Below are 23,855 nucleotides of genomic sequence, written 5' to 3'. Positions count from 1 at the left end.
CCTACATAAGGATTTCACGGCTCGTCATCGGGGTCGGCGGTTTTCGGATCGCGTAGAGGCCTGAGTTCGCCTCGGGCCACGAAATCGGGGAGCGTGAAGGCGTATCGACCAAGCATGTTGACGTGACGGAAGCCGAGCGGCGAGAGACGCGTGACATCCTCCGGCTTGACGTCGTAGCCTTCAGTCAAGAGCTGGTTGACGGCTGCATCCGTGTAGATCGTGTTCCAGAGCACGACGAGATTGACGACCAGGCCGAGTGCTCCGAGCTGATCTTCCTGTCCCTCATGATAGCGCTGCCGCAGTTCACCACGTTTTCCATGAAAAATGACGCGGGCGAGCTGGTGGCGACCCTCACCTCGATTGAGCTGGACGAGAATACGGCGCCTGTAGCTTTCATCATCAATGAAGCGCAGGAGGTAGAGCGTCTTGATAAGGCGGCCGAGTTCCTGCAGGGCGCGAGCGAGACGGGTTGGCCGGTCATTGGTCTGGAGGGTTCGGGTGAGGCCAGCGGCCTGGACGACGCCGAGTTTGAGGGAGCCGGCAAGCCGCAACAGATCGTCCCAATGCTCGATGATCAGCTTCATGTTGATCCTGTTCGCCGCGAGATCGTCGAGGATGCCGTAGTTGGCTTTTGCATCGGCGCGCCAGAATCTTGCCCCGCCGACATCTGCGATGCGAGGGCTGAACTGGTATCCGAGCAGATAAAAGATGCCGAAGACGGTGTCGGTATATCCGGCCGTGTCGGTCATGATCTCGGTGGGCTGAAGCTCGGTCTCCTGTTCCAGCACGACGGCGAGGAGGTTGAGGCTGTCGCGCAGGGTGCCTGGAACGGTCATGGCGTTGAGGCCGGTAAACTGATCTGAAGCGAGATTGTACCAGGTGATACCGCGCTCCTGCCCAAAATATCGCGGATTGGGGCCGGAATGAATGGTGCGGACCGGCACGACGAACCGCAATCCATCGGCGGACGCCACTTCACCGCCGCCCCATTTTCTCGCCAGGGGGATGGCGTTTTGCGCCGCGACCAGAGCGGCGTTTGCGGCGGTCAGCGTCTCGGCGCGCAGGAAGTTCTGCTTGACCCAGCTGAGCCGGGAGCGTCGAAGTGCCGGGGTATCGATGCGAACCAGCGGCTCGAATCCGGTATTGGTCGCTTCGGCGACAAGAACGGCGCAGATGCTGGTTGCGATGTTTTCCGCGCGTGAGCCGCCCTCGCTGGCGTGGGTGAAGAGATCGGCAAAGCCGGTTTTCGCATGCATTTCCATGATCAGTTCGGGCAGATCGAGCCGAGGCAGACGCGCATCGATCGCGGCGCGCAGCGCGATGAGGCTAGGCGGTTCCTCGATCTTTTCCAGGCGATCGAGGGACAGGTCCGAGCCTTCCGAGGTATTGATGATGGTGACGGCCGGGTTCAGCGGGACACGATCGGCGGTTTCCCTATAGGCTCGGTCTAGCCGGCTCGACAAACGCCCGAGTTCTTCGTCAGCAACGGTGGACACTCCGACGGTGCGGCAGACCGTCGGACGTGCAGCTTCCCATGCTGGACCTGATAGCAGCCCCTTGCGCGGATCGGCATACCGCAGTGAGTGAACCGGAAAGATGTCGCGCCGGCGAATGGCGCGGCGCAGTTCGTCCAGGATGCAGAGCCGATATCCTGTCAGATCGACAGCGCCATCGGCAGTCTTGAGTTGGGTCTGCCATGCCTTTGGCGCAAAGGCTGTTGGTGGTGGGCCGGCGCGCTTGCGGCCGGAATGAACCACACGGAGATAATCAATGGCCTCCAGCAAGGGCCGGCCGGCGGGAGCCGCGCCGAGATCGAGGCCGGCGAGCAGTCCCGGCGTATAGGCAATCTTGCGATTGTGCTTCCTGAGTTCGGTAAAGTAGGTGTCGTCGTGAGGTTCCGCGAGGGTGCCGACACGCTCGACGGCCGCGTCAAGCGCCTGCCTGTCGATCAGGTCGAAGATTGCGGTGCGGACTGCATCGTCGGGCGTTTCGGGATCGAGAATGACGATCGCCGCGTCGCGTAACTTCAGTGCCGCTGCATCCAGGTCTCGCAGCGACCGCAATCTTGCCAGCTTGGCGGCCGACGACGCCTCCGACACCATCGATGTCGTAACCGCGTCGAACAGATCGATGACATCATCCCCGGCCGATGCTTCGAGTGTTCGAATAAAGGCCAGCAGGGTTGCAGCGCGCCGGTCGGCCGGCAGACGCGAAACGGCCTGAGCCTTTGCAGCGCTGGCAAACCGCGCCAGCGCCGTGACTTTACCCGGTGGCAGCCGATCGAGCGACGGCAGGCCGCTTGCGAGGGTGCGAATCTCTTCCAGACGGCCGAGTGCACGGCTGATCTCCCGCCCGCTCTGAATGTACGGTCCATCGCGCAGCCGGTCGAGCGGGCTTTGCCGACTGCCTTCGGAAACAGCGACCAGGCTATCCAGTCGCGCACGCTGCTCGGGCGTCATCGACTCGATCAGCAATCTATGCAGCCGGCTGTTCGCCCGTGTGCGAACCCTTGCCACGGCCCTTTCCAGCACAGACAGGCCCGGCAGCAGGACCTTGGCTTCCAGCAACCATGCGACGGCCCGGTCGAAGAGAGCCGACGGTCGGTCCGATCCCGTCCAGCACAGGGCGTAAAGAAAGCGGTTGAGACGGAACGCGACACCGAAATCGGTATAGGTTCGGTAGCCGTAGTGCTGACGAATGCGAGGCGCATGGCGCCAGCGCCCTTCGCTGCGGGCATATTCGGCAATCAACTCTTCGGGCTCGGTGAGCGAAAGCTGGCGGGCGGTGAAGCGCAGGGCCGGAACAGGTGCCTCTGTGGGGTCTTCCGGAAAGGTGCCGAGTATGCGCAACGATCCGAGCTGGACGGCGACGCCCAGACGATTGTGATCGCCGCGATGCAAGGCGACGAACGCACGATCGGCGTCATCGAGGTGGAAATAGCGAGCCAGTTGATCCGGGGTAAGCTCGTCGGGAAAACAGCCATATTCCCGCGCCTGGCTCTCGCTCAGATATCCTACCGGCACGGTCTTTTACGCCTGCATGCTATTGTCGCGTTTCGCTCGACGCTTGCTTGCCAGCAGATCACTTGCCCGCTCGCGAGGCTTTCCCTTGGCATCGACGTAGGCATAGAGCGTCGACAACGACACACCGAGTTCAGCCGCGACATCACGCGCAGCGTTGTCGCGATCTGCCATCATGGCCATGGCCGCCTTCAGCTTCTTCAGTGTCATGACGCGCGGGCGCCCACCAGCCCGGCCTCGGGCACGCGCCGCTGCCAGCCCCGCCATGGTGCGTTCGTGGATGAGATCGCGCTCGAACTCCGCCAGGGTGGCAAAGATGCCGAAGACGAGGCGCCCGGTTGTCGTCGTGGTGTCTACGTCGCCGGTCAGGACCTTCAGGCCGATCCCTTGCTTCTGAAGGTCGCTGACCAGGCCGACCACATGGGCAAGCGAGCGGCCGATGCGATCGAGCTTCCACACTACCAGAGCGTCACCAGCCCGCGCGATCTCAAGCGCTTTAGCCAAACCCGGCCGTTCTGTTGCACGGCCCGAGCATACGTCGTCGAAAATCTTCTCACATCCGGCGCGTTCAAGACCGTCGCGTTGGAGATCGAGATTCTGCTCGATGGTCGAAACCCGCATATAACCAATCAGCATCGGCGCTCCCCGTTTCACATTAACTTAGACGGCAGAGAGTTTATCGGCTATAGGTTTCTGCACGGGTATTTATAGAATTTGACCGCTCTGCGGAAATTGTTGCGATCTGCTTTGCGGCGTCACATCAAACCGGGGTTTGTTGCGACGTTCGGGCAGGGCTTTTGTGGATGCCACCGGCGGGGCAAAATCTCTTGCGAGCGAAACGTGATGACTGACAACGACGACCACCAGGATGTCGCGGACCTGCAGCCAGAAGATAAGATGGGCTTTGCTGTTCCGAAGACACCGACCCACTCGCTCATGCTTTTGAACAGCTACATGCGCACCGACATGCTGCAACACATCCATTTGCGCCTTCATAAGATGAGGGCTGAGGACGGACCTGGTTCGCCGTTGCATCATATGGCGAAAAGCCTCGAACAGGTTATCGACACCTGGGGCGACATCAATCTGTTCGAGTGTTTTACCCGCAACCAATTCCACATCGATCCGGATTACGAGTTTCGGCCGGAGCAGGATTACCCCCACGACATCAGGCTGATGAAGCATCACCTCAAATGCCACAGGAAAACGATCAAGGAGCTGGGCCGCTGGCGCTGACCGCTGAGCTGTGAAATCCCTTATGTAGGTTTTCTGTTCCGTTGCTACTCAGACCCCTGTGACAGCGACATATCATCCGAATGAATTTAAATTGGAGGATTTGCGACAGTTCTGTAGCAGCCTCAGCGGCGCTCCAAGCCCTGTAGACAAGGGCAAAAGAGAAACGGGCCGCGCAATGCACGGCCCGTCTCACAGTGATAGGCTCCCTCGCGATCTTACGCTGCGCGGGCTAAAGTGAGCGAACCGTCGGAATAGATTTTGCGGCCGCCCCGGAAGACGCAGCGGACATGGCCGATGCCGTTGTCGTCGGCGACAAGGAGGTCGGCTTTTTTTCCGACTGCGATCTCGCCGCGATCGGAAAGCCCGAGCGCCTGGGCTGGATTGGACGTCGCCAGCCGGCAGGCACCGGAAAGTCCGTGCTTGTCGGTTTTTGACAGTTCCAGCACCGCCGGCAGGATGGCCGAGGGATGATAATCGGCGGCCAGGATATCCAGCAGTCCGGCGGCATGAGCGTCGCGCGCCGAAAGATTGCCTGAATAGGACTGTCCGCGCAGCGCGTTTGGCGCGCCCATGGCGTTCATCAGGCCGAGCCTCTTCGCCTCGGCGGCGGCCTCGAGGGTGACCGGGAACTCGCTGATCAGGACGCCAAGCGAGTGCATCAACTGCACCTTGGCCACGGTGTCGTCGTCGTGGCTGGCGATCACCACACCATGGGCATGGCAGGCTTTGGAGATCGCATCCAGCGTATGCGTCATTACGTCGGCAGGCTGGGTGCGTTCCTCGATGCGCCGCGCGATCGACTGTGCGGCCTCTTCGAGGCTCGTGCCCTTGTCGCGGGCGAGCCTTTCGACGTGGCGCTCCACATTGCGATACTGACCCTGTCCCGGCGTACGATCGTTGAGCGAGATCAGATCTACGGAACCCTCGGCGATCAGCTCCTCGATCACGGCAAGCGCCTTGGGGAAGGTGATTTCGAAGCGGGCATGGACTTTGTGATCGACCAATAGCTGGTCGCGCATGGTCTTGATAGCGCGAATGACGCTGCTGGTGTGCTCGTAGCTGCGCAGGTGCCCGTAGGTCGAAGCCGGGCTAAAGGATAGCGCGGCATAGGCGGTCGTGACGCCGGAAACAGCAAGACGGCGGTCGAGATCGCGCAGACCGAGCTCAAGCGGCATGCGCACATTCGGCCGTGGTTCCACCTCGCGTTCCACCATGTCGCCGTGCATGTCGATGAAGCCCGGCATAAGGATCAGGCCTTGCGCCGACATATCGGCATTGGCGACGGGTTTTTCCGAGATTTCGGCGATCATTCCGTCCTCGATGCGCACCGCAGCGTTCGGCAGCATGCGGTCTAGCAGCACCACCCGGCAATCAGAGATCCACATTGGCAAGTTCCTCAAAAGCATGAAGTTCGATTTCCCGGTCGATGAGACCCGCTACATCGCCCGGGTGGTGAAAGACGCCGATCATGGCGACACCCTGCGCCTTGAGGTCGGCGAGACGGTCGACCAGCGCCTTTCGGGCGCCGGCATCGAGGGAGGCCGTGGGCTCATCGAGCAGCAACAGCCGCTGCGGCAGGATGAGCGCTCGTGCGAGGTTCACCTTCTGCTGTTCGCCGCCGGAAAAGGTGGTGGGATAGGCTTTCCAGAGATTGCGCTTGACGCCGAAGGCCTCCAGCCAGCGCCGCGCCTCGACGAGCGCTTCTTCGTGCTGCATGCCCGCTTGGCGCAAGGGTTCGGCAACGATATCCTCGGCAGGAACCCGCGGACGGGCGATCAGGAATTGCGTGACGAAACCGATCTCACGCCGGCGCAGAAACGCGATATCGACATCGGCTGCCCTGGCAAGGTCGATGCGGCCTTCAGCCGTGTGATACCAGATCTGGCCCGCGCGTGGAAGGTAGCTGCGATAGAGGGTGCGCAGAAGCGTCGATTTTCCGACGCCGTTCGGGCCCCTCAAAAGCAGGAATTCGCCTGGTTTCAGTGTGAAACCAATATCGGAATATGCGTGAAGGTTCTGGTCGAGATGGTGCATGTGGAAGGTTTTCGAGAGGCCTTCCACCTCCAGGACGGGCTGCATGGCGGCCTCACAATTTGGCGTGAACGAGTTGCTGGGTGTATGCGTGCTGGGGATCCTGGAAGATCTGGTCGACCAGGCCTTCCTCGACCACGCGACCGCGCCGCATGACCATGACCCGGTCGGCCATGGTACGGATCACGCCGAGATCGTGGCTGACGATGACCATTGTGATCGCTCGGTCCCGCTGCAGCCGCTTCAAGGTGTCAAGCACCAGTGCCTGTACCGAGACGTCGAGGCCTGTGGTCGGCTCGTCGAGCAGGAGCAGTGCCGGTTCGAGGGCGATCGCCTTGGCGAGCTGCACCCGCTGCTGCATGCCGCCGGACAGTTCGATCGGACGCGCATCCATGCGCTCCAAAGGGAATTCCGAAGCGTCGAGCGCCTCTCGCGCCTTTGAGCGCAGTTCGGCGAAACTCCGCTCGCCGGCGATGAGCAGACGCTCGGCCACGTTGCCGGAGCTGGTATGCCCCATCAGGAGCCCGAGATGCGGGTTCTGATAGACAATACCGATCTGGCGCGCGCAAAGCATACGGCGAGCGAAGCGGTCGAGATCGAACAGGTTGCCATCGAGCTCCGGCAGGGCCAGGCGATAGTCACCGCTGTCGGGCGTGTCCTCAAGGTTCATCATCCTCAAAAGGGTGGACTTGCCCGAGCCGCTTTCGCCGACGATGCCGAGCACTTCGCCCGGATAGACGGTCGCGGACACGTCCTGAAGAGCGACCACGCTGCCGAAGCGTTTGCTGACGTCGGTCATCGTCAGAAGCGGCGGGGTCGTCATCAGTTGCGGGGCATTCAGCCGCCGCGCAGCCAGATTTTCTCCGATCATGGGCGGAATGCTCCGTGCTCGTACCAGGTTTCGCCCTGCTTGACGTCCAGCCCCTCGGCACGGCGAATAGCCTTGATGCCAAGATTGCTGTCAGACAGCTCGAATTGTGAGCCGCCGTCGTCCTGTGGGATCTCGTTCATGAAATAACCTCTGACGCCTGAGCGGTGGCAGGTGAGGTCGGCATGGTCCTCGACCTTGTAGGGCACGTCGGAGAAGACCAGCGGCTCGACCCGCGTGAAGGGCGGCACGGCATACAGGCGCTTCTCTCGCCCGGCCGAAAGAAAGGTGAGGTGCTTTGCCATGTCGAGCTTTGGCACGTCCCAGCGCGGGATCGGCGACGGTGTCATGACATGGCGACCATTGACGAGGGAAGGGTAGGACGCGCCCTGCATGATGCGGCCCGAACGCACGATCTGCTCATAGAGCGTCAGCCACAGCCGGCCGTAATCGGCGTCGGCATGCATCTGGCGGGCGATCGACATGTTGGGCTCGACCGGGCGCAGCGGTTCGGGATTTGGCACCTGCAGCACGAGGATCTGATCCTCGCGCAGCTTTTCCTCAGGGATACGGTGCCGGCTCTGAATGATCGTTGCCTCCTGCGTGTCCCAGGTCTCACCGGCGCCGGATACGCGCGAAAGGAATCGGCGGATCGAGGCGGCGTTGACGCTGTCGTCGGCGCCCTGGTCGATCACCTTGATCACGGAGGAGGGCTTGATCAGGGTCAGCGTCACTTGCAGGCCGCCGGTGCCCCAGCCGCGCGCAATCGGCACCTCGCGGCTGGCATAGGGCATCTGGCAGCCGGGCACGGCGATCGCCTTCAGCATCTTGCGGCGCAGCTCGCGCTTGGCCGAGGCATCAAGGAAGCCGTAGCTGAAGGCTTCCCATGGCTTTGTGAGTGCGGAAAGGCTCATGACGGCTCCTTCACGGGCTTATGTGTGTTCGTTACGTCGCTGGCAGGGGCCGCCGTCTTCTTCGCGTCGCGCAAGGCGTCGAGCGAAGACTGGAAGGTGACGTAGTGCGGCAGCTTGAAATGGATGCAGAAACCCGAGGCTTCTACGGGTTCGGTGTGGTAGAGGAAGAATTCCTCGTTGACGGGTGAATTCTGATCCGCCGCTGCCGAATTCAGATCCAGCGTCGCGCCAGCGATGGTCTTGATTTCGTTCCAGCCGAGTGTCGCGCAGAAGCCGAGCTGAAGCTGGCCGCCTTTTCCTTTGCTCGTGACTTCCGCCTGCGAGACGCGGACGCGACCAGCCGAGAAAACCGTGCCCGCGGGATGGCGCACACGCACCTCCGCTTCTGCAAGTCGCAGTTCGTTGACGGTCGGATGCGCGTTGCCATAGCCGCGCATCGCCGAATAGCCGAGTGCCAGCACACCGCCAGTGTCGGCGCGAGCCAGGCTTTGCAGCGTATGGGCGCGCTTGGCCGGAAAGAGAAGCGGCTCGCGGGTGAGGTCTGGAATGTCTTCAAGGGCGACTTCGTCGGCGGCGACGTCGGCGACCAGTCCCTGCGCCTTCTGCCAGGCGGCAAGCGACGGCTGGCGTGCCGGAGCAGGTTTTGCCGCGGGTTCAACCGGGGCCGGCATGAAGGGTTGGCCTTCCAGCACGCCGGTCGCCAGCAGACGGTGCGAATAGTCGAGCGTCGGGCCGAGCACCTGACCGCCGGGAATATCCTTGAAGACAGCAGAAATGCGGCGGTGCGTGAACAGGCTTTCCTGCGTCACCGGTTCGGCGATCGCAAGGCGCGGTTGGGTGGTCCGCCAGGCACGCAGAAGGAGCACCGCCTCGTATAGGTCGCCGCCGGCCTGGGCGAGCGCAAGTGCTGCCAGATCACGGTCGTAGAGCGAGGCCTCGCCCATCACGCGATCGATCAGGTAAGGCAGACTGTCGCGGACGTCCGCGACACGCTCCATGTCAATCGTCCCCATTTCTGCGCGGTAGAGCCGCTCAGACTGTTCAATGGCACGTTCACCGCCTCGAGTTGCCACATAGGCCATCAGAGCACCTCCACCGTGGTTGAGCGTGGCAGACCGACAACGCGGTCTCCATCGATGAAGAAGAGTTCGAACCCGGTCGGGTAGAGGCAACGCGTCGCGCGAAGCGTCCAAACATCAGGCCTGAGGCCGCCGAGGCGGATATCCTTATAAGTTTCGATGCCGGGGCCGCGCAGGCGAAGCCCTTGTCCCTCGCCAATCCTCGCCCCTGAAAACACCGTCGCGCCGTCATCGGGATAGAGATGCGAGCCCGCAGGCACGACGGCCAGATCGCGAATGCCCGCCTCCGCTTCGAGATCGAGGAAGGCGTGGTCAGCGTCGCGCGCGCCGCTAATCGCCGCTCCGGTCGAGGCGATCAGCGGCAGGAGCGTCTTGTGGCCCGAAAAGACCCGGCATTCGCGGTCAACCAGCGTTTCGACGATGGCTTCCAGGCCCAGCTGCGGCAGTGATTGCACTGTGCCGGGGCGAGCGAGCGCCCACATCAGGGCATCGTAGGTGGCATTGTGAAGCCGCTCCAGGTCGTTTGGAACGGGGACAGCAATCAGGGCGGAGGCATTCATCAGAAGGTCTCCATGTCTACGCGGGTCGCCTCGACCGCGCGAAGGCGTTCGGTGTCGACTGCCACGATCGTCAAGGCCTCATCTTCCACGAAGTTGCTGACGCGCGCGGCAAGGGTTTCGATCGATCCGGCGGCGTCCACGATCGCCATTGCCATGGCGCGCTCGAGGTCGCGGCCGACGATCATGCCATAGCCTTCAGTGCCGTTGGACTGGAGCCGGATATGCGCCTCTGCCACCAACACCTCGCCGAGATGAAAATCTGTGCCCTTTACTGTGTCGCGCATCGGCAGCATCGCGAGCCCTGTGCGGCTCTGGATGACGTCGATCGCGCCGAGCGGTGGAAGAAGCTCTTCCGCGAAGGCCTTCAGCGCGGCTGCATCGGCGCGCGCAAGGGTTTCGAGCCGGCGGGCGTGGTCTTCGCCTGGCGCACCGGCATGCTGGAACTGTGTTGTCATGGGGTCTTGCCTTCCTCGCCCACGAAGGGGTCATCGAGACTGTCGAAAGAAAACTGGACACGGTCGCCCGCCCAGACCGCCTCGGAGTAACCCAGCGCCGTACCCTTGGCATCGACGTCGATTTTGGTGACGATCATAACGGGATGATCCGGATGTTGCCGCAGCAGCCTGGATTCCTCCGGCTCGGCGCGGCGGGTGAAGATGGTGGTGCTCTTGCGGAAATAGTCCGTGACCCCGTGGTCACGATAGATCTCGGTCACGGAAACGCCGGCCTCGCGGCGCGCGCCTAGATCGGGAAAGAGCGCGACCGGATGAAAGGCGATGCCGAGATTGATCGGCATGTCGTCGGCCAGGCCGCGCCTCATGATCCGGTGGACCTCGGCCCCGCGAGCGATGCGTAGCGCCTCGGCCACACGGTCGGGTGCCGGCACGATCGTGGAGGAAAGATGCTCTCCGTAAGGCTTATAGCCCTGGCCTATCAGGTTCTCGCGGAAACGCGTCCTGCGCCCGATCTGGTAGTTTATCAGCCGGGCCGCCTCGACGAAGGTGCCGCGCCCCTGTTCTACCCTGAGCTTACCCTCGACCGCGAGCGCCGGAACTGCGCGCCGGACCGAGTGGCGACCGACACCGAAGACCTCGCACAGCTCGGGCTCCGTCGGCAACCGGGCGCCGGGAGCAAGTTTGCCGGAGGCAATGTCACCGGCCAGGTGGTCTTTGATGATTTGCCAGGTGTCTCTCTGCATGCGCTATCCATGATTCATTCGAATGAATCATGGATAGCGCATGCGTATGACGTAACGATGACGCGGCCTTGATCCTCAAAACTGCACGGGACCACCACTCCTCGGGCAATGCCAATCTGCAGTTGAGATGTAAGCTGCCTATCGCTGCGGATGCTGTCGTTGCTCATCGTGATGCGCGGTTTGCTTCCGATGGGAACGGCAAAATGGCGCTCTTCTTAACCGTGACAGGACCTTGGCTTGACATGGCGCTGATGGCTTTCGTCGTCGGGACCGTCGGGTCGATCTGAACAGCCCCGGATTTGTCGGAGACTGCTTTGTTTAAGCCATTCAGCCATCGCCAGTTTTCTTGAGCTTTTCAATCCATCAGCCTTGCGGCCCTGCCACTGCGCCTGGTGGCGCTGTTGTAGTATTCAGAAGCTTGCTGGACGGATCTGTGTCGTGATTGCTCCATCGCCTCAGGCAGAGGAATGCCGCGATTGGCCGCTTCCGTGAGATAACCCGACCGCAGGCCGTGGGCTGAGAAGTTGTTCGGATCGAGACCGGCCATTTCGGGGCTCCGTGGGCATTTCTACATTAATACACGCTAAGGGAATTTGAAGTTGTTTGGATTGAAGCGGTTAGCCCGGATTGGCCTGAAGCGTTCGAGGGGTCGGTCAATTTCGTTCCAGAGGTAGTCGCCGGTGAGCGCGATATGCGCCCATGGTAGTGGTGCGACCTGGGAGAGCAGCTCGTCCGGAATGATAATACCCTGACTGCTGATATAATCGACAGCACGGCTGAGATAGACAGTGTTCCACAGGATGATGGCGTTGACGACGAGGTTAAGACCGGACGCGCGGTAAGCCATGGTTTCGGCGACGCGGTTGCGCAATTCGCCGAGCTGGTGGAGGAAGATGGCGCGTGCGAGAGCATGACGGCTTTCACCCTTGTTGAGGATCGCATGCGATCTGCGGCGCAGTTTCGTATCGAGCAGCCAGTCGCAGATGAAGATCGAGCGTTCTATCCGGCCCATTTCGCGCAGGGCCTGGTTCAGCCGGTTTTGTCGCGGCGACGCTGCCAGCTTCTTGAGGATGACGGAAGGCGGCACCAAACCTGCAGCGATCGAAGCCTTCAGCCGCAAGACCTCATCCCAGTGGTGCTCGACGACATCCATGTTGACGGTTCCAGCGATCAGCGCGTCGAGCGGTTCGTAAGCCGGATCGCGATCAATGACAAAGAGCCTGCGATTGCCGAGATTGCGGATACGGGGAATGAGCCTGTAGCCAAAGGCGTGGAACATGGAGAACGTCGTTTCGGTGGCGCCAGCGGTATCGGTTGCGTGCTCATAGATTTCGACGGAGCTTTCGTTGTGAAGGAGGCCGTCGAGAACGTAGGGGGCTTCGCCCTCGGATGCCTGGATCATGCGGGAGAAGAAGGAAGCAAAACGGTTGGACAGGAAGCCATAGATCGACGCCCCCGGTCGCTTGCCGTATTTTGCATTGTAGTCGAGGCTGGCTTCGCCACGCCCGCCAGCCGGAAAGAACTGTCCGTCCGAGGAGGAGATATGGCCGTCACCCCAGATCGCGGCAAAGGGATGGGCCTGCTGCGCATCGACCAGCACGGCGGTCGCCGTGGCGTAGGTTTCCGATCGCATATGCCTGTCCACCATCAGCATCATCTGGTGGATCGTGACGCCGCGTGAGCTTTCCGCCATACGTTCGGCTCCGGCATTGGTGGCGTCGGCAAGGATCGCTGCCATCAGCGCTGCCTCGTCGTTTGCCGTCTCACCGGTACGATAATGCGTGAAGCTGTCGAGGAATTTGGTCCAGCTTTGCACCTCGGCAAGCAGGCTGGTGATCCTGATCCGTGGCACCAGAACATATAGTCGGCGGCTGAGCGCGACGATGCTGTCGCGCTCCTCCTCGCGGATCGGCGAGATCGACAGGCCCTTGTCGGAAATCGCTGCATCCGGAATAGCATTGGCAGCCGCCGCCTTTGCCAGCTCTTTCAGCTTCGCATCGAGCGTGGCGGTCCGTTCTGCTCGCCATTCGGCAAAGCTGTCGGGGAGTGCGAGCCCGAGCCGCCCCTCGGCGCGCATCAGCTCGAAGATCGGCCGAGGCAGAAGATAATCCTCGAAACTGCGCCATGCCCGGCTGCCTTCGACCCAGATGTCACCGGCCCTCAGACGCTCTCGCAGGTGAACGAGGACCGCCACTTCCCAGGCGCGCAGGTCGATATCGGCACTGTTCGGGCGCACGCAGCGTCGCCATTTGCGGGTCAGAAAGGCGAGCGGCACCTGCGCCGGCAATTTCCGGCCGCCATAGAGCGCGCGCAGATGGTCCACTGCTACAAGGATCGGATCATCAGCACGAAACGACCGGAACGAGAACGTGCGGAACATCAGTCTGCCCAGCTTGCGCAACGATTTGTGCCGCTTGATGAGCTCGTCGAATTCGTTACTGCGATCAGGGTGGACGACAGATCTGGCTGCCGCCATGCTGGCGACCAATCCGTCCCAGCCGAGGGAGGCTGCGATCGCCGATGCAAGATCGGTTTTGCTCGCACGAGCGGCCAGAAGCGCCTCGCCGAGCTTGAGATGCTCAAGCGCCACCCCATCAAGAACCTCGGCCTCTTTTAGCCGGCGTTCCGTGCGGCTGATCTCGGCCTTGCGGCGGTTGCTCCCAATCATTTTGCAGAACATGTCGATCGTCAGGTCGGTGATCGACGCCTGTCTCTCGATGACGAAGGCGGCCAGCGTGGCGTAGCGACGTTCGGATGTCAGGCGTCGTATCTCCCGGGCATGCAGAATGCGTGCATCCCTGGCGATGATGCCGTAGCGATTGGCATGGATCGTCTTGCGACGGTCGTCGGGAATGGCGGCTGAGCGCAATACCTCGAGGCGGGCGATCAAGCCTTTGAGGTTCTTCAGTTTCGCCCCTTCAGGTGCTTCCGCAATCCAGCCAAGGTGGCTCCGATCGCCGGCCCGCTCAGCGAGGAGCTGATCAAGCGCCTCGATCGAAGGCTGCTCCAGATCCCGGATCAATTCGCGATAGGCTTGTCGACGCGCCGCCGCCCGGCCGGCCAGTGCCAGACGGATCAGCAGCTCCGGCATAGGAACGAGCAACTTTCGTTCCTTCAAGGCTTCGATCACGGCCTTGGCGATCGGCGCACCTTGTTCAGTGGCCGCCGCCTCGCGTGCCGCCGCCGTTATCAACTCGCGATAGTCACTCGTCCGGACAGGCTGAAGCTCCAGTGCAGAGACGATCTCGCGCGCGTGTTCCCGGCGCGTTTCGTCGCGCTGGGCGTAGAACTCGAACACTGCAGGGTCGATGCCCAGCTGGTCGGCGACAACAGAGACAACCGCCTGAGGTGGAACTTCGCCTATTCGCAGCAGACGGCCCAGATCACGCACCAGTGCGAGTTGGATCGCAAAGCCAAGCCGATTATGCGACCGGCGATGTTCCTTGACGAAGACAATATCCTCGGAAGTCAGTGCATAGCGCGCTTGCGCATCTTCATAAGCTTCGGGTGGTTCGAATAAAACGGCACGCGATTGCTCATCGAGAAACGCCATCAGCCACGGTCACTCGTCAAACTACGGTTTCGGGCGTGCCGGTCTTGCCGGGGCCTGTCCATCCAGTCCGCTTCAACGTGTCGATCAAGGTCGAGCGCGCCACCTTGAACGTCCGGCACACGGACGCCTTGCTGGCGCCAGCTTCCAAAGCAGCTAGAACCTGCTCGACCTTTTCCGCATCGATCGTTGGAGGTCTCCCGCCCTTACGGCCACGTCGGCGAGCCGCCGCCAGGCCGGCATTGACCCGCTCGGTGATCAGCACTCTCTCGTATTCTGCAAGCGAGCCGAACAGGTTGAACAGAAACGCGCCGTGCGAATTCGTGGTGTCGATCGCCTCCGTGAGAGATCGGAAGGCGACACCACGTTCCTTCAAATCCTCGACGATGCGGATCAAGTGGGAGAGTGACCGGCCTAACCGATCTATCTTCCAGACGACCAGGACATCGCCTTCGCGCAATTCGCCGAGGCATGCCTTCAGACCCGGCCGGTCATCACGCGCTCCGGAAGCGCGATCCTGATGGAGATGGCGCTCATCGACCCCGGCCGCGAGCAGGGCATCGCGCTGCAAGGCAACCGACTGGCGCTCGTCACTACTCGATACCCGCATGTAACCGATCAACATGTGCGACAAACCTCAAATCAGGTGTTGCCGCACAGCCTAACATTCCGACAGGGTTTGTCGCGCAAAAAATGGCCCTATTGCGTGGCCAGTTTGCCCCGCGATCACGGTGAGCGGAAATCATGTGTTTCCCGTCACCTGCAAAATGCCCTTAGCGTGTATTAATGTAGAAATGACCACAGAGCCCCTCATAGGTCTTGAGGGTCGGATTGTCGGAGATCATGGCGGCCTCTCGTTGTTTCGTACGAAACAAAAATATCCTGCAATTGTGCACAATTGCACTGGTGCAAATCAAAAATCGCCACTGAGTCGGTGACGAGTCGCCTTAAACTGGAGTTTTATAGTCAGGAAATTACGCTCAGAAATCGCAAAAACCCTTTGAAATCAACGTTGCGATTTTAAGGGCTTGCAGAATCGAGGGAATCGGCGGAACTAGTTACGTATGAGACAAACCGCTATCTCCGCTAGAGACAGAGTCGCCGCCCAACGTGAACGCGTGCGGGCGGCCGGTCGCACTCACCTTTATACAGACCTTCCGAATGAGTTGATCGAGGCAATCGACCGGCTCAAGGAGGAACGGGGCGCGCCATCCCGCGCGCCCATCATTGAGGAAGCCGTGAGGTTACTTATCGAGAAGCAGCAAGGGACATAACGGCAAAACGCCCGACTGTTAGCAGCAGTCGAGCGTTTTAATAGGCCGTCAGACACACCGTAGATGAGGGACAAACCCTAAGGGGTCGCCAGACACACCAAACGGGGCCAAGTTCCTCCCCTTATCTACGCTAGAGCACGCCAATCCGCAAGATTGATTCTTGTGGAAACGGGAAAGCTGTGTCCGCCGTCCACGCCGTCATGTCCTCCGAACGGAAGGACGAAGGACATTATGTTGAGGACGCAAATCGCGGCCGCGATCGGCTGCGCGCGTGCGAACGCGCTTGATGAAATCATGCGGGAGGTGTGGACGCGCTTCAGCGCCGGCCAGCTCTCCGAAGAAGACGCCGGCCAGCTCTCCGCGCTCGCCCATGAGCGCCGCGCTGGGTGGCGGGGGGCAGGACAGGCCGCGCTTGGCCTGGTCTTCCCTCCCCCGGCTGCACGATGCCCGACGCCGGTTCGCCGGCGCAGCCATTTCAAGGGGCGATCCGAGGGCCAGATATGGCGGCCGACGACGCGCAAGGACGTACAGGCGATCTTGAAGGCGGCCGAAATCTACAACGAGGCCGGCTTGCACGAGAAGGGCGAGCGCAGCGGCCCGCTAGGATCGGTGGCGCTCGATGTGCTGCGGTTGTTCGTCAATCTCATCGACTTCCGCACCGGCCGGCTTGAGCCGTCTATCACAACGATCATGGACCGCCTGGGCCGATCGCGTGATACGATCGTGCGGGCGCTGAAGAACCTGCGGGCGCATGGCTTCATCGACTGGCTGCGGCGCTACGAGCCGACCGGGAACGAAGGGCGCGGCCCACAGGTGCAGCAGGCCAGCAACGCCTATCGCCTGTCCCTGCCAGAGAAGGCCCGCGAGTTCCTGGGACGGTTTGGCAAGGCCGCTCCCCCGCCTGCGGATCACGGACAGGACCAAAGGGCTTGGAGCGAGGCAATCGACGCCTACAAGGCGACCCTGCCCCTTGATGAGCGGACCTTGCTTGATGCGGGTGATAACCCGGTTGGACAGGCTCTCGCACGCATCGCAAAGGGTTTGATGAAACGTGAGTCCGATAACCAGACTGAATCCCCATCTAGATTTATACCTATAGAGCAAACATAAGCGGTCGCCGCTGTTCGGGCCGCTCACGCGGCCCTGCGGCGGTTCCGGCCCGCGCATATTGCGGGCCGGCAAACTGCACCATCACAGCAAAACCCGCAGCATCGAGTTCGCGGAACCGTTGCTATGGGCTTTCGAGGAAAGCAGGCGGATAGGTCGTGTCCAAATTGTGCATTTGTGCACAATTGCACCGATGCACAAAGCCTTTGCTCTGCCCCGCTCGCTGTGCTACCATGTACACAGTGCAACACGAGGGTTTCACCATGACAGCAAGCACCACCATGACGATTCGGGTTTCCCCTGAAACCAAGACGAAGCTGGAACGGATCGCGGCCGACACCCGGCGCAGCAAATCGTTCCTCGCAGCCGAGGCCGTTTCCGCCTATGTCGAGCGCGAGCTTGAAATCATCGACGGCATCAAGCGCGGCATGGCCGATGCGGCGGCCGGCCAAGTCGTGCCCCATGACGAGGCGATGGCGGAAATCTATGCCGCAATCGACGCGGCGGAATCCAAGCGCGCAGGCAAAGCGTGAGCCGGTCGGTTACATGGTCCCGCGAGGCCCTGGACGACATCAAAGAACAGGTCGCTTTCATTGCCCAGGACAACCCGGCCGCCGCGCGACGGGTCGCAGATCGGATTCGAGATGTAGGCAAGGCGCTTGGGGAGATGGCGATGGGCCGGCCCGGCCGCGTGACAGGAAGCTACGAAAAGTCCGTCTCCCGCCTGCCCTACATCATCGCCTATGAGCTGCGCACGATCGCCGGCCGCGAATGCGTCGTGATCGTGCGGGTTATCCATACGTCGCGGGATTGGCCGGCCGAGGAATGGCCTAACTGACTGTGCACAGATGCACAATGGATCAATTGCACAAAAGCTCCGTTGACTGAAAGCCTATAGGCTGGCAATGTTCAACTCTGCAATTGTGCACAACGGAGCTTTTGCAAAAATGCGGTATTGCACATGAAAACTATAGCTATCGCCATGCAGAAAGGCGGCGTCGGCAAATCGACGCTCGCGAAAGCCCTTGGCGTTGCCGGTGCGAAGGCCGGCTTGAACGTCCTCGTGCTGGATATGGACACGCAGCAATCGACCGGACAATGGGCCGAGCGCCGGAAAGACCCGCTCCCCGTTGTGCGCTTCGCAACCGAGATCGAGCTGCCGAAACTGTTGCGGCAGGCAGAGGAAGCCGGCTGCGACCTGGTTGTCATCGACACCCCGCCCGCCCGGAGCACCGAAGCGCCGGCCGCCGTCGAATCCTGCGACCTCGTGCTTGTACCGTGCTCGCCCGACATCGAAGCCTATGAGCAGCTTCCCAGGACCGCGCGCCTTGCACGATCGACAGAGAAGCCGGCCGCCGCCGTCTTGACGATGGCGCAGCCGAATAGCCGCGCCGAGGAAGACATTGCCCGACAGGTGTTCGAGACGGTCAGGCTTCCTATGGTCCCGGCCGTCCTTCACCGTTTCAAGGTGCATCGGGACGCGAGCCGGGAGGGCATGACCGCCTTTGAAATGGAGCCGGAGGGCAAAGCCGCCGCAGAGCTGCAAGCGCTCTGGCAATGGGTTGCGGCAGAATTGCAATTGAGCACAAGTGCACCTGTGCACAAGAGAGCGTGAGGAAAGTATGGCGAAGACGAAAGCGACCGCACAGGATTTCCTGTCGAAAATGAACCTGCCCGAACAGCAGGACGAGCGCCCGGAGCCGAAGGCGAGCAGCGCGCCGGCCCCCGCCGATCGTGGGCGAGCTGCAAGCCGAAGCGGCCTCAAGCATATCGGCGGCTATTTCGATAGGGACACCGTGGAAAAGGTGGCCGTTCTCAGGGCACGCCTCGACCTCGACAACTCGCAGCTCATCAAACGCGCGATTGACGAGCTTTACAGCAGGGAAGGGGCCGCCCGGAAATTTGGCGATCGTTAGTGCACAACTGCACAACTGCACAGGAAAGTAACCCGCCCCCGGCCGGCCCTACGGCCCAATATGATCAGAGCGGGCCGGCCGGGGGCTACCGTCGCGGGCGTGGTCAGGTCGTACCAATTGGTGGCTGCAAACTCTCAGTTTTTTCCGTTATAGTCGTTGACGCCTGTGGAGACGCGGGCCGGGGCGTGGAATCCTCGGAAGGTTAGATATAGATGGACCTTGCGGCGACCGGGTGACGGGCGCGCATGTCCAGGCTTGCGCTAAAGGCGTTCGTGTCCCGACTAACCTCGGAGATTCCAACACCCGGTTCCCGCACTCTTGCGCATCACTGATCCCCTGATGCGGCCGGCCCTGTTTCGAGGGCGCATAGGCAGGGGCAGGGCGCAGGAGGCCGGATGAAGACACAGTTTCATGAAAGTGCCGATTTGCTGGACATGCTGCTTTTCACCGTCAAGGTGATCGCCACGAGCGAATCCGGCGACAAGCAGCGAATCGCGAACGCCTATCAGGATGCGCGTTCGCTTGTGGCGACGATCGGCCTGGACGATGAAGGTTCAGCACGGCCACGTATCGTTGCCTGTTTCGAGCGTTTCAATGCCTACAAGACCGCTGATGATGTTGCGGCGGCCGGCTGGATACTGACCGCGATTCAAGAGCGCGTGGCCGAGCGTAACCTTCCGGGCTGGCAACAGCTTCGGAAGATTGTCAAAGGTGCGGTGCGCGAGCTGCCCCGGCCCGGAAAAACGGCGCTGCATTGACGCCGTGACAGGGGGGGCAGGACGCGGCGACAGCCGCGCCGGCCCGGAGGCGAACGCACTCCCATCTAGTGCCGTAGAGAGCCGGAGGGCCGCCAGTAACAAAGCCCCGGTGCGTTAGCGCCGGGACCGCATTGAAATTCCTGGGGGGAACGTGGAACAGACGAGACGGATAGATGCAGACCCTAGCCAACCTCATGCCGCTGTTTTGTATGGCAGCAGCGGTCTATTTCTTCTTTAAATGGGTCGTTCGCGACATGAACAAATAGGCTGTTATTCCGCGTGAGAAAGGGATGGCAGGATAGGCTAACGGTATACCGTTAGCCGTTTCGCCCGAGGGGCGGCCGCCACACGCCGCGCGTGGGCGATTTGCCGATTAGGTGAATGAGTGAATCTGCCGCTGTGCTTTTCAGCGATTGAGTGAATCGGTGAATGAGTGAATGCGCGATTCGGCTTTTCACATAGATGTTGCTTTAGCGCCGGGACTGTTTTTCATGTCCCGGCGAGCCGTTCGGCGCAGATCGCGGCGACGGTTTCTTGCAGCGCCTTCACACGGTCGACCAGCCAGGCCAGTTCCTCGCCGGTGATTTCGTAGGCCGGGGAATAGCGCGCATCGACATAGGCGCGATCGAGACGGGTAAAGCAGCGCTTGGCGGAACGGGTATCGCGCGGCCAGACCTCAATCAGCCGGGGCGCGATCCTCTCCGCGTGGGATCGTAGAACGGACAGGCGATGCGATTTCGGCGAGTAGAGCGTTAGGACGAGCAGGGTGCAATGATAGAGGCGTTCAGCGGCTTGATGGAGCGAGAAGGCAGCGAGGCGGAGATTTCCCCGATCCCGGTAGAACGTGGCCCCGGCCTGAAACTCGGCGGCGTCGGGAAACCAATGCTCAAAGTGTCGTCGCGCTTCCTCTCTCGCGACCTCCGGCGCTAGAGGCTTCGGCTCAGCGAGGGGATGACCGGGCGTTTCGTAGAGCACGATACCGTCGCGGGCTATGTCCACGAAGAAGGGGCGGCCGTGGGCGAGCTGGTCGTTCAAGTCCTGATAGGTGTGGACGATGAAGTTGACCGGCGCAGAGAGCCGGCGCGTGATGGTCAGTTCTTGCAGGAACAGTTCCGCCGCCTTTTCCCAGGATTCATATTGTTCCCCGAAGCTCTCGTAATTGACGACGACGAGCAAATCATAGTCAGAGCGATAGCCGCTCTTGCGATCCTCGACCCAATCGCCGCGCGCATAGGAACCGAACAGGATCAGCTTGAGAATGCGGCCGCGCCTGCCTTTCTCGGAGAGCTTGGATTTTAGGGAATCCTCAAATTCACCGAACAGGATTTGCGCCGCGCGTTCCAGCTCGCGGCGCTTTTTGCCGGGCAGATGGTCGAGGCGATCAGGGAGCGTCATACAGCCCCCGGAACTCGGAATCGGCATAGTAGGCGAGCTTACCGGCGAGGATCGGGCGTTGCCCGGCCAGGAACAGCAATTCGATGTTCTGCGGCATGTTGCGGACCTCATCCGGAGTGAGCAGCGGGCGGCCGACATGCTGTTCGCCGTAGGAAATCCCTGTCTTTTCGGAATTGAGCGCACGGCCCATGCTTTCAAAGACGACCGTGGATTGCCCGAGCATGTCGGAGACGAGGCGGGCGCTCTCATGATCGTTGACGCCGAAGACCTGTAGAACGCCGGCATTTGACAGGAAGGTGCCGGCGCGCTGCCCGTAGGTGGCGCGGAGCTGGTGAACGTCTTGCAGGATCGGCCAGAGCTGGACGCCGTAGCCGGCCATGAGGCCCATAGCGCGTTCGACCGGGGCCAGGTGGCCGAGAGAAGCGAACTCATCAAGCAGATAGAGGACCGGCACGGCCGGCCTGCCGGGCGTGCGGGCCATTTCGAGCAGGCTTTGTGTGACGAGCAGGCGCAGCCAGCGCGAATAGGTCGAGAGCCGATCGGGCGGCAGGACGAGGAACACCGAGACGTTGCGGCTTTTGAGATCGGCAAAGCGGAAATCCGATCGGGCGAGGACCGCCGCCATGCGCGGGCTATCGAGGAAATGGGTATGGCGCTGCGCCGCCGATAGCACGCCGGCCGCCTCGCGGTCGGACTTGCCGAGGTGACGATTTGCGGCGCGGGCGACCAGGCCGGAGGCGGCGGTTGACGCCTGCATGTCCTTCAGGAGCGCCGTGAAGGCTTCAGGAGCCAGGGTCAGGTTCTCGCGCAAGGTGGCGAGCGTTCGCCTGTCACGCGGCTCCGTGACGGCAATGTGGAGGATCATGCCGCCGATCAGTGCCTTGGCTTCCTCGTTCCAATGCGCCTCGCCGGCCATGCCCGGCTCATCGAACACGAGTGCGTCGGCCAGGGTGCTTGCATCTTCCGCGACATCGAGGCTGGCGGGGTCGAGCATGTCGAGCGGATTGAAGGCGGCCGAGGGCTGGCCGGAAACGCCGAAGGGGTCGAGGACGTGGACCGGGCCGAAGGTCTGGCGGGCGCGGCCGGCGATCTTGGCATTTTCGCCCTTGGGGTCGATGCAGATCACGGAGCGGTCAGCGGTGAGCAGGTTAGGGATGATGGTTCCAACCCCCTTGCCGGTGCGCGTCGGTGCCATCGTCAGCAGATGGGCAGGGCCGTCATAGCGCATCAGTTTTCCCGTTTTTGCGTCGCGGCCGATCAGCAGGCCGGAGCCGTTGCGGGTGAGGGGTGCAACTTCCTTGTTGGTGGCGAAGCGGGCCGTACCATGGGTCGCATCGTCCAAATCCCCGAAATGCTGGATCATCAGATTCGTCAGTATTCGGAACGCGAGCACGGCGAGGACCACCAGAACGCCAACAAGGGCGACCACGCGCAGCGGCCACAATTGAGACGGGATCACAGCAGCAAGGAGCGACAGAACCAAGCCGACGATGAAAATTATGATCACCATGCCGAGCAAATATTGGAACAGCCGAACGGGCGACATGATGATGCTCATCATTGCCCATATCGGATCACGTCTCGCCTGCCGCAGCATGTTCTTGAACGCGGCCCATGCAAGTGTCGCCTGGTTCATGAAGCGGCCTCCCCATTATTGCTTGCCGGTTGCGCGGCTTCAGGCTTGCCAAGCAGATCGGCAAAGAGTTCCTTGTCGCCGTCGCGTGTCAGGAAGCCGGGCAGTTCCTTGCGCAACCAAGCTGTCAGGCGATTGGTGAAATCGGGATCGTTGGAGTTTTCGAGCCGGTGCAGGACGAGCGCGCCGAGCAGTACCTTGCGGCGCGTGTCATTCGCCCGTTCCTGTTTCCCGAGCCGTGCCTTGAGACTGGCGCGCTGTGCGTCCAGTTCGGCCAACCGTTGTTCGATCGTCTTGCGCGCCATATGTCGTTTCCCTCCTTATTTCGCGGGACGGGCGGTTGCTTCACCCTTGAGGCGAACCATGATGATTTTCGGGTTGTCGCCAATGCGCTCGACCTCGACAATGCCCGACGCCTCGACCAGATCGGAGAGACGGGGAAAGCCATAGTTGCGGGCGTCGAAATCCGGCGACTGTTTCGCCAGGTGCGCGCCGACGCGGGCCAGATTGGCGCGGCCGTCTTCGTCGGCCGAGGCGGTGACAGCTTTCGCCAGCATGTCGAGAGCAGCGCGATCGAGTGCCGCTTTCGCCAGCGCAGGTTTGGCGGCGGCTGCCTTGGGTGCGGCGACGGCTTCCGCTTCCTTCTGTTCCCCGGCCGTGTTGAGCACGTCGAAATAAACGAACTTGTCGCAAGCGGTGATGAAGGGGCGGGGCGTCTTTCGCTCCCCGAAGCCATAGACGGTGACGCCCTGTTCGCGGATGCGCGCGGCGAGGCGGGCGAAATCGCTATCGCTTGAGACGATGCAGAAGCCGGAAAAGCGCCCGGTATAAAGCAGGTCCATAGCGTCGATAATCATTGCGCCATCGGTGGCGTTCTTGCCGGCCGTGTAGGCGAATTGCTGGACCGGCTGGATGGAATGTTCCAGCAAGCACTCTTTCCAGCCATTCAGGTTCGGCTTGGTCCAGTCGCCATAGATGCGCTTGACACTGGCGGTTCCATAGTTGGCGATTTCAGCAAGAAGGCCGGCGACGATCTTGTGAGAAGCATTGTCGCCGTCGATCAGAAGCGCCAATGCCGGGCTATTGTCATTTGCCATCTTCACTTCCCTCCGCTTGCGGTCAGATTATACGAAGACACACCCGGCTCAAGCGTTTCTGACCGCAGCATCTTGTGTCACCTTGCAAATTCGCTGCTTTTGCAGCAAAATCCGGCCTTCAGTTCATCGCATCAACCTTGCCACAAGCGCCACACCGAGCGACGAAAGAGCGAAGCGATTGAGTTGAGAAGGGCGCACTTGCGTTTATGCGTAACTTGA

24 protein-coding genes and 1 pseudogene are annotated in these 23,855 nt (G+C 61.5%); 8 read left to right on the top strand and 17 right to left on the bottom strand.

The window, feature by feature from the left end:
• Window positions 1-14 precede the first annotated feature (14 nt).
• Entirely contained in the window at window positions 15-3,023 is a 3,009-nt protein-coding gene (locus tag ACWPVA_RS20995; protein WP_024899727.1) for a Tn3 family transposase, read from the bottom strand.
• A gap of 6 nt (window positions 3,024-3,029) precedes the next feature.
• Window positions 3,030-3,656: a recombinase family protein gene (locus ACWPVA_RS20990; protein ID WP_024899726.1), complete on the bottom strand. Its 627-nt coding sequence runs from the start codon at window positions 3,654-3,656 to the stop codon at window positions 3,030-3,032.
• A gap of 207 nt (window positions 3,657-3,863) precedes the next feature.
• On the opposite strand from ACWPVA_RS20990, the gene ACWPVA_RS20985 reads away from it, so the two are divergent.
• Entirely contained in the window at window positions 3,864-4,256 is a 393-nt protein-coding gene (locus ACWPVA_RS20985; protein WP_024899725.1) for a hypothetical protein, read from the top strand.
• 215 nt (window positions 4,257-4,471) lie between these two features.
• On the opposite strand, the gene ACWPVA_RS20980 is transcribed toward ACWPVA_RS20985, so the two are convergent.
• The 11 genes and pseudogenes from ACWPVA_RS20980 to ACWPVA_RS20930 all read right to left on the bottom strand — a co-directional run bounded on the left by ACWPVA_RS20980 (window position 4,472) and on the right by ACWPVA_RS20930 (window position 15,081).
• Window positions 4,472-5,641 (bottom strand): alpha-D-ribose 1-methylphosphonate 5-triphosphate diphosphatase, encoded by a 1,170-nt coding sequence (locus ACWPVA_RS20980; RefSeq protein WP_024899724.1) that lies wholly within the window; start codon window positions 5,639-5,641, stop codon window positions 4,472-4,474.
• Window positions 5,628-6,335, bottom strand: coding sequence for a phosphonate C-P lyase system protein PhnL (locus ACWPVA_RS20975; protein WP_024899723.1), 708 nt, complete (start codon window positions 6,333-6,335; stop codon window positions 5,628-5,630). Before ACWPVA_RS20975 ends, ACWPVA_RS20980 begins: the two co-directional genes overlap by 14 nt.
• A gap of 7 nt (window positions 6,336-6,342) precedes the next feature.
• Complete coding sequence (locus ACWPVA_RS20970; protein ID WP_036568190.1) at window positions 6,343-7,158, bottom strand: ATP-binding cassette domain-containing protein; 816 nt, start codon at window positions 7,156-7,158, stop codon at window positions 6,343-6,345.
• A complete protein-coding gene (locus ACWPVA_RS20965) occupies window positions 7,155-8,069 on the bottom strand; it encodes an alpha-D-ribose 1-methylphosphonate 5-phosphate C-P-lyase PhnJ (RefSeq protein ID WP_024899721.1) in 915 nt (304 codons plus the stop codon). The genes ACWPVA_RS20970 and ACWPVA_RS20965 overlap by 4 nt, the downstream gene beginning before the upstream one ends.
• Window positions 8,066-9,151 carry a carbon-phosphorus lyase complex subunit PhnI gene (locus tag ACWPVA_RS20960; protein ID WP_454289670.1) on the bottom strand — a complete coding sequence of 362 codons (1,086 nt, stop codon included), beginning with the start codon at window positions 9,149-9,151 and terminating at the stop codon, window positions 8,066-8,068. Before ACWPVA_RS20960 ends, ACWPVA_RS20965 begins: the two co-directional genes overlap by 4 nt.
• The gene (phnH, locus tag ACWPVA_RS20955; protein ID WP_036568189.1) at window positions 9,151-9,708 is read right to left on the bottom strand and encodes a phosphonate C-P lyase system protein PhnH; all 558 of its coding nucleotides are present in this window, start codon (window positions 9,706-9,708) and stop codon (window positions 9,151-9,153) included. Before phnH ends, ACWPVA_RS20960 begins: the two co-directional genes overlap by 1 nt.
• Window positions 9,708-10,163 (bottom strand): phosphonate C-P lyase system protein PhnG, encoded by a 456-nt coding sequence (phnG, locus tag ACWPVA_RS20950; protein WP_107328120.1) that lies wholly within the window; start codon window positions 10,161-10,163, stop codon window positions 9,708-9,710. Before phnG ends, phnH begins: the two co-directional genes overlap by 1 nt.
• The gene (gene phnF, locus ACWPVA_RS20945; protein WP_024899717.1) at window positions 10,160-10,906 is read right to left on the bottom strand and encodes a phosphonate metabolism transcriptional regulator PhnF; all 747 of its coding nucleotides are present in this window, start codon (window positions 10,904-10,906) and stop codon (window positions 10,160-10,162) included. The genes phnG and phnF overlap by 4 nt, the downstream gene beginning before the upstream one ends.
• Window positions 10,907-11,261: 355 nt before the next feature.
• Window positions 11,262-11,456, bottom strand: a pseudogene (locus ACWPVA_RS20940) (integrase); the annotation flags it as partial.
• A gap of 33 nt (window positions 11,457-11,489) precedes the next feature.
• Window positions 11,490-14,459 (bottom strand): Tn3 family transposase, encoded by a 2,970-nt coding sequence (locus ACWPVA_RS20935; protein WP_003501156.1) that lies wholly within the window; start codon window positions 14,457-14,459, stop codon window positions 11,490-11,492.
• A 16-nt stretch (window positions 14,460-14,475) separates the two neighbouring features.
• Complete coding sequence (locus ACWPVA_RS20930) at window positions 14,476-15,081, bottom strand: recombinase family protein (protein ID WP_003501158.1); 606 nt, start codon at window positions 15,079-15,081, stop codon at window positions 14,476-14,478.
• Between the two features lie 439 nt (window positions 15,082-15,520).
• Here ACWPVA_RS20930 and ACWPVA_RS20925 point away from each other — a divergent pair, with 439 nt between their 5' ends.
• From ACWPVA_RS20925 to ACWPVA_RS20895, 7 genes are all read left to right on the top strand, one after another.
• Window positions 15,521-15,730, top strand: coding sequence for a ribbon-helix-helix domain-containing protein (locus ACWPVA_RS20925; RefSeq protein ID WP_037406665.1), 210 nt, complete (start codon window positions 15,521-15,523; stop codon window positions 15,728-15,730).
• A 231-nt stretch (window positions 15,731-15,961) separates the two neighbouring features.
• On the top strand, window positions 15,962-16,840 hold the full coding sequence (locus ACWPVA_RS20920) for a helix-turn-helix domain-containing protein (protein ID WP_103466542.1): 879 nt from the start codon (window positions 15,962-15,964) through the stop codon (window positions 16,838-16,840).
• A gap of 260 nt (window positions 16,841-17,100) precedes the next feature.
• Window positions 17,101-17,370 (top strand): CopG family ribbon-helix-helix protein, encoded by a 270-nt coding sequence (locus ACWPVA_RS20915; RefSeq protein ID WP_454289669.1) that lies wholly within the window; start codon window positions 17,101-17,103, stop codon window positions 17,368-17,370.
• The gene (locus ACWPVA_RS20910) at window positions 17,367-17,675 is read left to right on the top strand and encodes a type II toxin-antitoxin system RelE/ParE family toxin (RefSeq protein ID WP_103466544.1); all 309 of its coding nucleotides are present in this window, start codon (window positions 17,367-17,369) and stop codon (window positions 17,673-17,675) included. Before ACWPVA_RS20915 ends, ACWPVA_RS20910 begins: the two co-directional genes overlap by 4 nt.
• A gap of 123 nt (window positions 17,676-17,798) precedes the next feature.
• A complete protein-coding gene (locus ACWPVA_RS20905; RefSeq protein WP_023513690.1) occupies window positions 17,799-18,452 on the top strand; it encodes a ParA family protein in 654 nt (217 codons plus the stop codon).
• Window positions 18,453-18,459: 7 nt separating this feature from the next.
• Window positions 18,460-18,753, top strand: a complete 294-nt coding sequence (locus ACWPVA_RS20900; protein ID WP_023513691.1) for a hypothetical protein — start codon at window positions 18,460-18,462, stop codon at window positions 18,751-18,753.
• A 395-nt stretch (window positions 18,754-19,148) separates the two neighbouring features.
• Window positions 19,149-19,511, top strand: coding sequence for a hypothetical protein (locus ACWPVA_RS20895; protein ID WP_454289668.1), 363 nt, complete (start codon window positions 19,149-19,151; stop codon window positions 19,509-19,511).
• Window positions 19,512-20,000: 489 nt separating this feature from the next.
• On the opposite strand, the gene ACWPVA_RS20890 is transcribed toward ACWPVA_RS20895, so the two are convergent.
• The 4 genes from ACWPVA_RS20890 to ACWPVA_RS20875 are packed head-to-tail and all read right to left on the bottom strand — an operon-like array spanning window position 20,001 to window position 23,636.
• The gene (locus tag ACWPVA_RS20890) at window positions 20,001-20,906 is read right to left on the bottom strand and encodes a HEPN domain-containing protein (protein ID WP_103466548.1); all 906 of its coding nucleotides are present in this window, start codon (window positions 20,904-20,906) and stop codon (window positions 20,001-20,003) included.
• Window positions 20,893-22,542: a type IV secretory system conjugative DNA transfer family protein gene (locus tag ACWPVA_RS20885; RefSeq protein ID WP_454289667.1), complete on the bottom strand. Its 1,650-nt coding sequence runs from the start codon at window positions 22,540-22,542 to the stop codon at window positions 20,893-20,895. Before ACWPVA_RS20885 ends, ACWPVA_RS20890 begins: the two co-directional genes overlap by 14 nt.
• On the bottom strand, window positions 22,539-22,844 hold the full coding sequence (locus ACWPVA_RS20880) for a mobilization protein (protein WP_454289666.1): 306 nt from the start codon (window positions 22,842-22,844) through the stop codon (window positions 22,539-22,541). The genes ACWPVA_RS20885 and ACWPVA_RS20880 overlap by 4 nt, the downstream gene beginning before the upstream one ends.
• Window positions 22,845-22,859: 15 nt before the next feature.
• Window positions 22,860-23,636: an NYN domain-containing protein gene (locus ACWPVA_RS20875; protein ID WP_454289665.1), complete on the bottom strand. Its 777-nt coding sequence runs from the start codon at window positions 23,634-23,636 to the stop codon at window positions 22,860-22,862.
• Window positions 23,637-23,855: the final 219 nt, after the last annotated feature.

The sequence above is a fragment of the Rhizobium arsenicireducens genome (assembly GCF_964021225.1).
The sequence above is the reverse complement of the archived record's forward strand: the minus strand, read 5'-3'. Positions and strand labels throughout refer to the sequence as shown.

Coding starts and splice junctions, on each gene's coding strand:
- ACWPVA_RS20990 (WP_024899726.1), bottom strand. CDS start 3,656: ATGCTGATTGGTTATATGCGGGTTTCGACCATCGAGCAGAATCTCGAT.
- ACWPVA_RS20985 (WP_024899725.1), top strand. CDS start 3,864: ATGACTGACAACGACGACCACCAGGATGTCGCGGACCTGCAGCCAGAA.
- ACWPVA_RS20980 (WP_024899724.1), bottom strand. CDS start 5,641: ATGTGGATCTCTGATTGCCGGGTGGTGCTGCTAGACCGCATGCTGCCG.
- ACWPVA_RS20975 (WP_024899723.1), bottom strand. CDS start 6,335: ATGCAGCCCGTCCTGGAGGTGGAAGGCCTCTCGAAAACCTTCCACATG.
- ACWPVA_RS20970 (WP_036568190.1), bottom strand. CDS start 7,158: ATGATCGGAGAAAATCTGGCTGCGCGGCGGCTGAATGCCCCGCAACTG.
- ACWPVA_RS20965 (WP_024899721.1), bottom strand. CDS start 8,069: ATGAGCCTTTCCGCACTCACAAAGCCATGGGAAGCCTTCAGCTACGGC.
- ACWPVA_RS20960 (WP_454289670.1), bottom strand. CDS start 9,151: ATGGCCTATGTGGCAACTCGAGGCGGTGAACGTGCCATTGAACAGTCT.
- phnH (WP_036568189.1), bottom strand. CDS start 9,708: ATGAATGCCTCCGCCCTGATTGCTGTCCCCGTTCCAAACGACCTGGAG.
- phnG (WP_107328120.1), bottom strand. CDS start 10,163: ATGACAACACAGTTCCAGCATGCCGGTGCGCCAGGCGAAGACCACGCC.
- phnF (WP_024899717.1), bottom strand. CDS start 10,906: ATGCAGAGAGACACCTGGCAAATCATCAAAGACCACCTGGCCGGTGAC.
- ACWPVA_RS20935 (WP_003501156.1), bottom strand. CDS start 14,459: ATGGCGTTTCTCGATGAGCAATCGCGTGCCGTTTTATTCGAACCACCC.
- ACWPVA_RS20930 (WP_003501158.1), bottom strand. CDS start 15,081: ATGTTGATCGGTTACATGCGGGTATCGAGTAGTGACGAGCGCCAGTCG.
- ACWPVA_RS20925 (WP_037406665.1), top strand. CDS start 15,521: ATGAGACAAACCGCTATCTCCGCTAGAGACAGAGTCGCCGCCCAACGT.
- ACWPVA_RS20920 (WP_103466542.1), top strand. CDS start 15,962: ATGTTGAGGACGCAAATCGCGGCCGCGATCGGCTGCGCGCGTGCGAAC.
- ACWPVA_RS20915 (WP_454289669.1), top strand. CDS start 17,101: ATGACAGCAAGCACCACCATGACGATTCGGGTTTCCCCTGAAACCAAG.
- ACWPVA_RS20905 (WP_023513690.1), top strand. CDS start 17,799: ATGAAAACTATAGCTATCGCCATGCAGAAAGGCGGCGTCGGCAAATCG.
- ACWPVA_RS20900 (WP_023513691.1), top strand. CDS start 18,460: ATGGCGAAGACGAAAGCGACCGCACAGGATTTCCTGTCGAAAATGAAC.
- ACWPVA_RS20895 (WP_454289668.1), top strand. CDS start 19,149: ATGAAGACACAGTTTCATGAAAGTGCCGATTTGCTGGACATGCTGCTT.
- ACWPVA_RS20890 (WP_103466548.1), bottom strand. CDS start 20,906: ATGACGCTCCCTGATCGCCTCGACCATCTGCCCGGCAAAAAGCGCCGC.
- ACWPVA_RS20885 (WP_454289667.1), bottom strand. CDS start 22,542: ATGAACCAGGCGACACTTGCATGGGCCGCGTTCAAGAACATGCTGCGG.
- ACWPVA_RS20880 (WP_454289666.1), bottom strand. CDS start 22,844: ATGGCGCGCAAGACGATCGAACAACGGTTGGCCGAACTGGACGCACAG.
- ACWPVA_RS20875 (WP_454289665.1), bottom strand. CDS start 23,636: ATGGCAAATGACAATAGCCCGGCATTGGCGCTTCTGATCGACGGCGAC.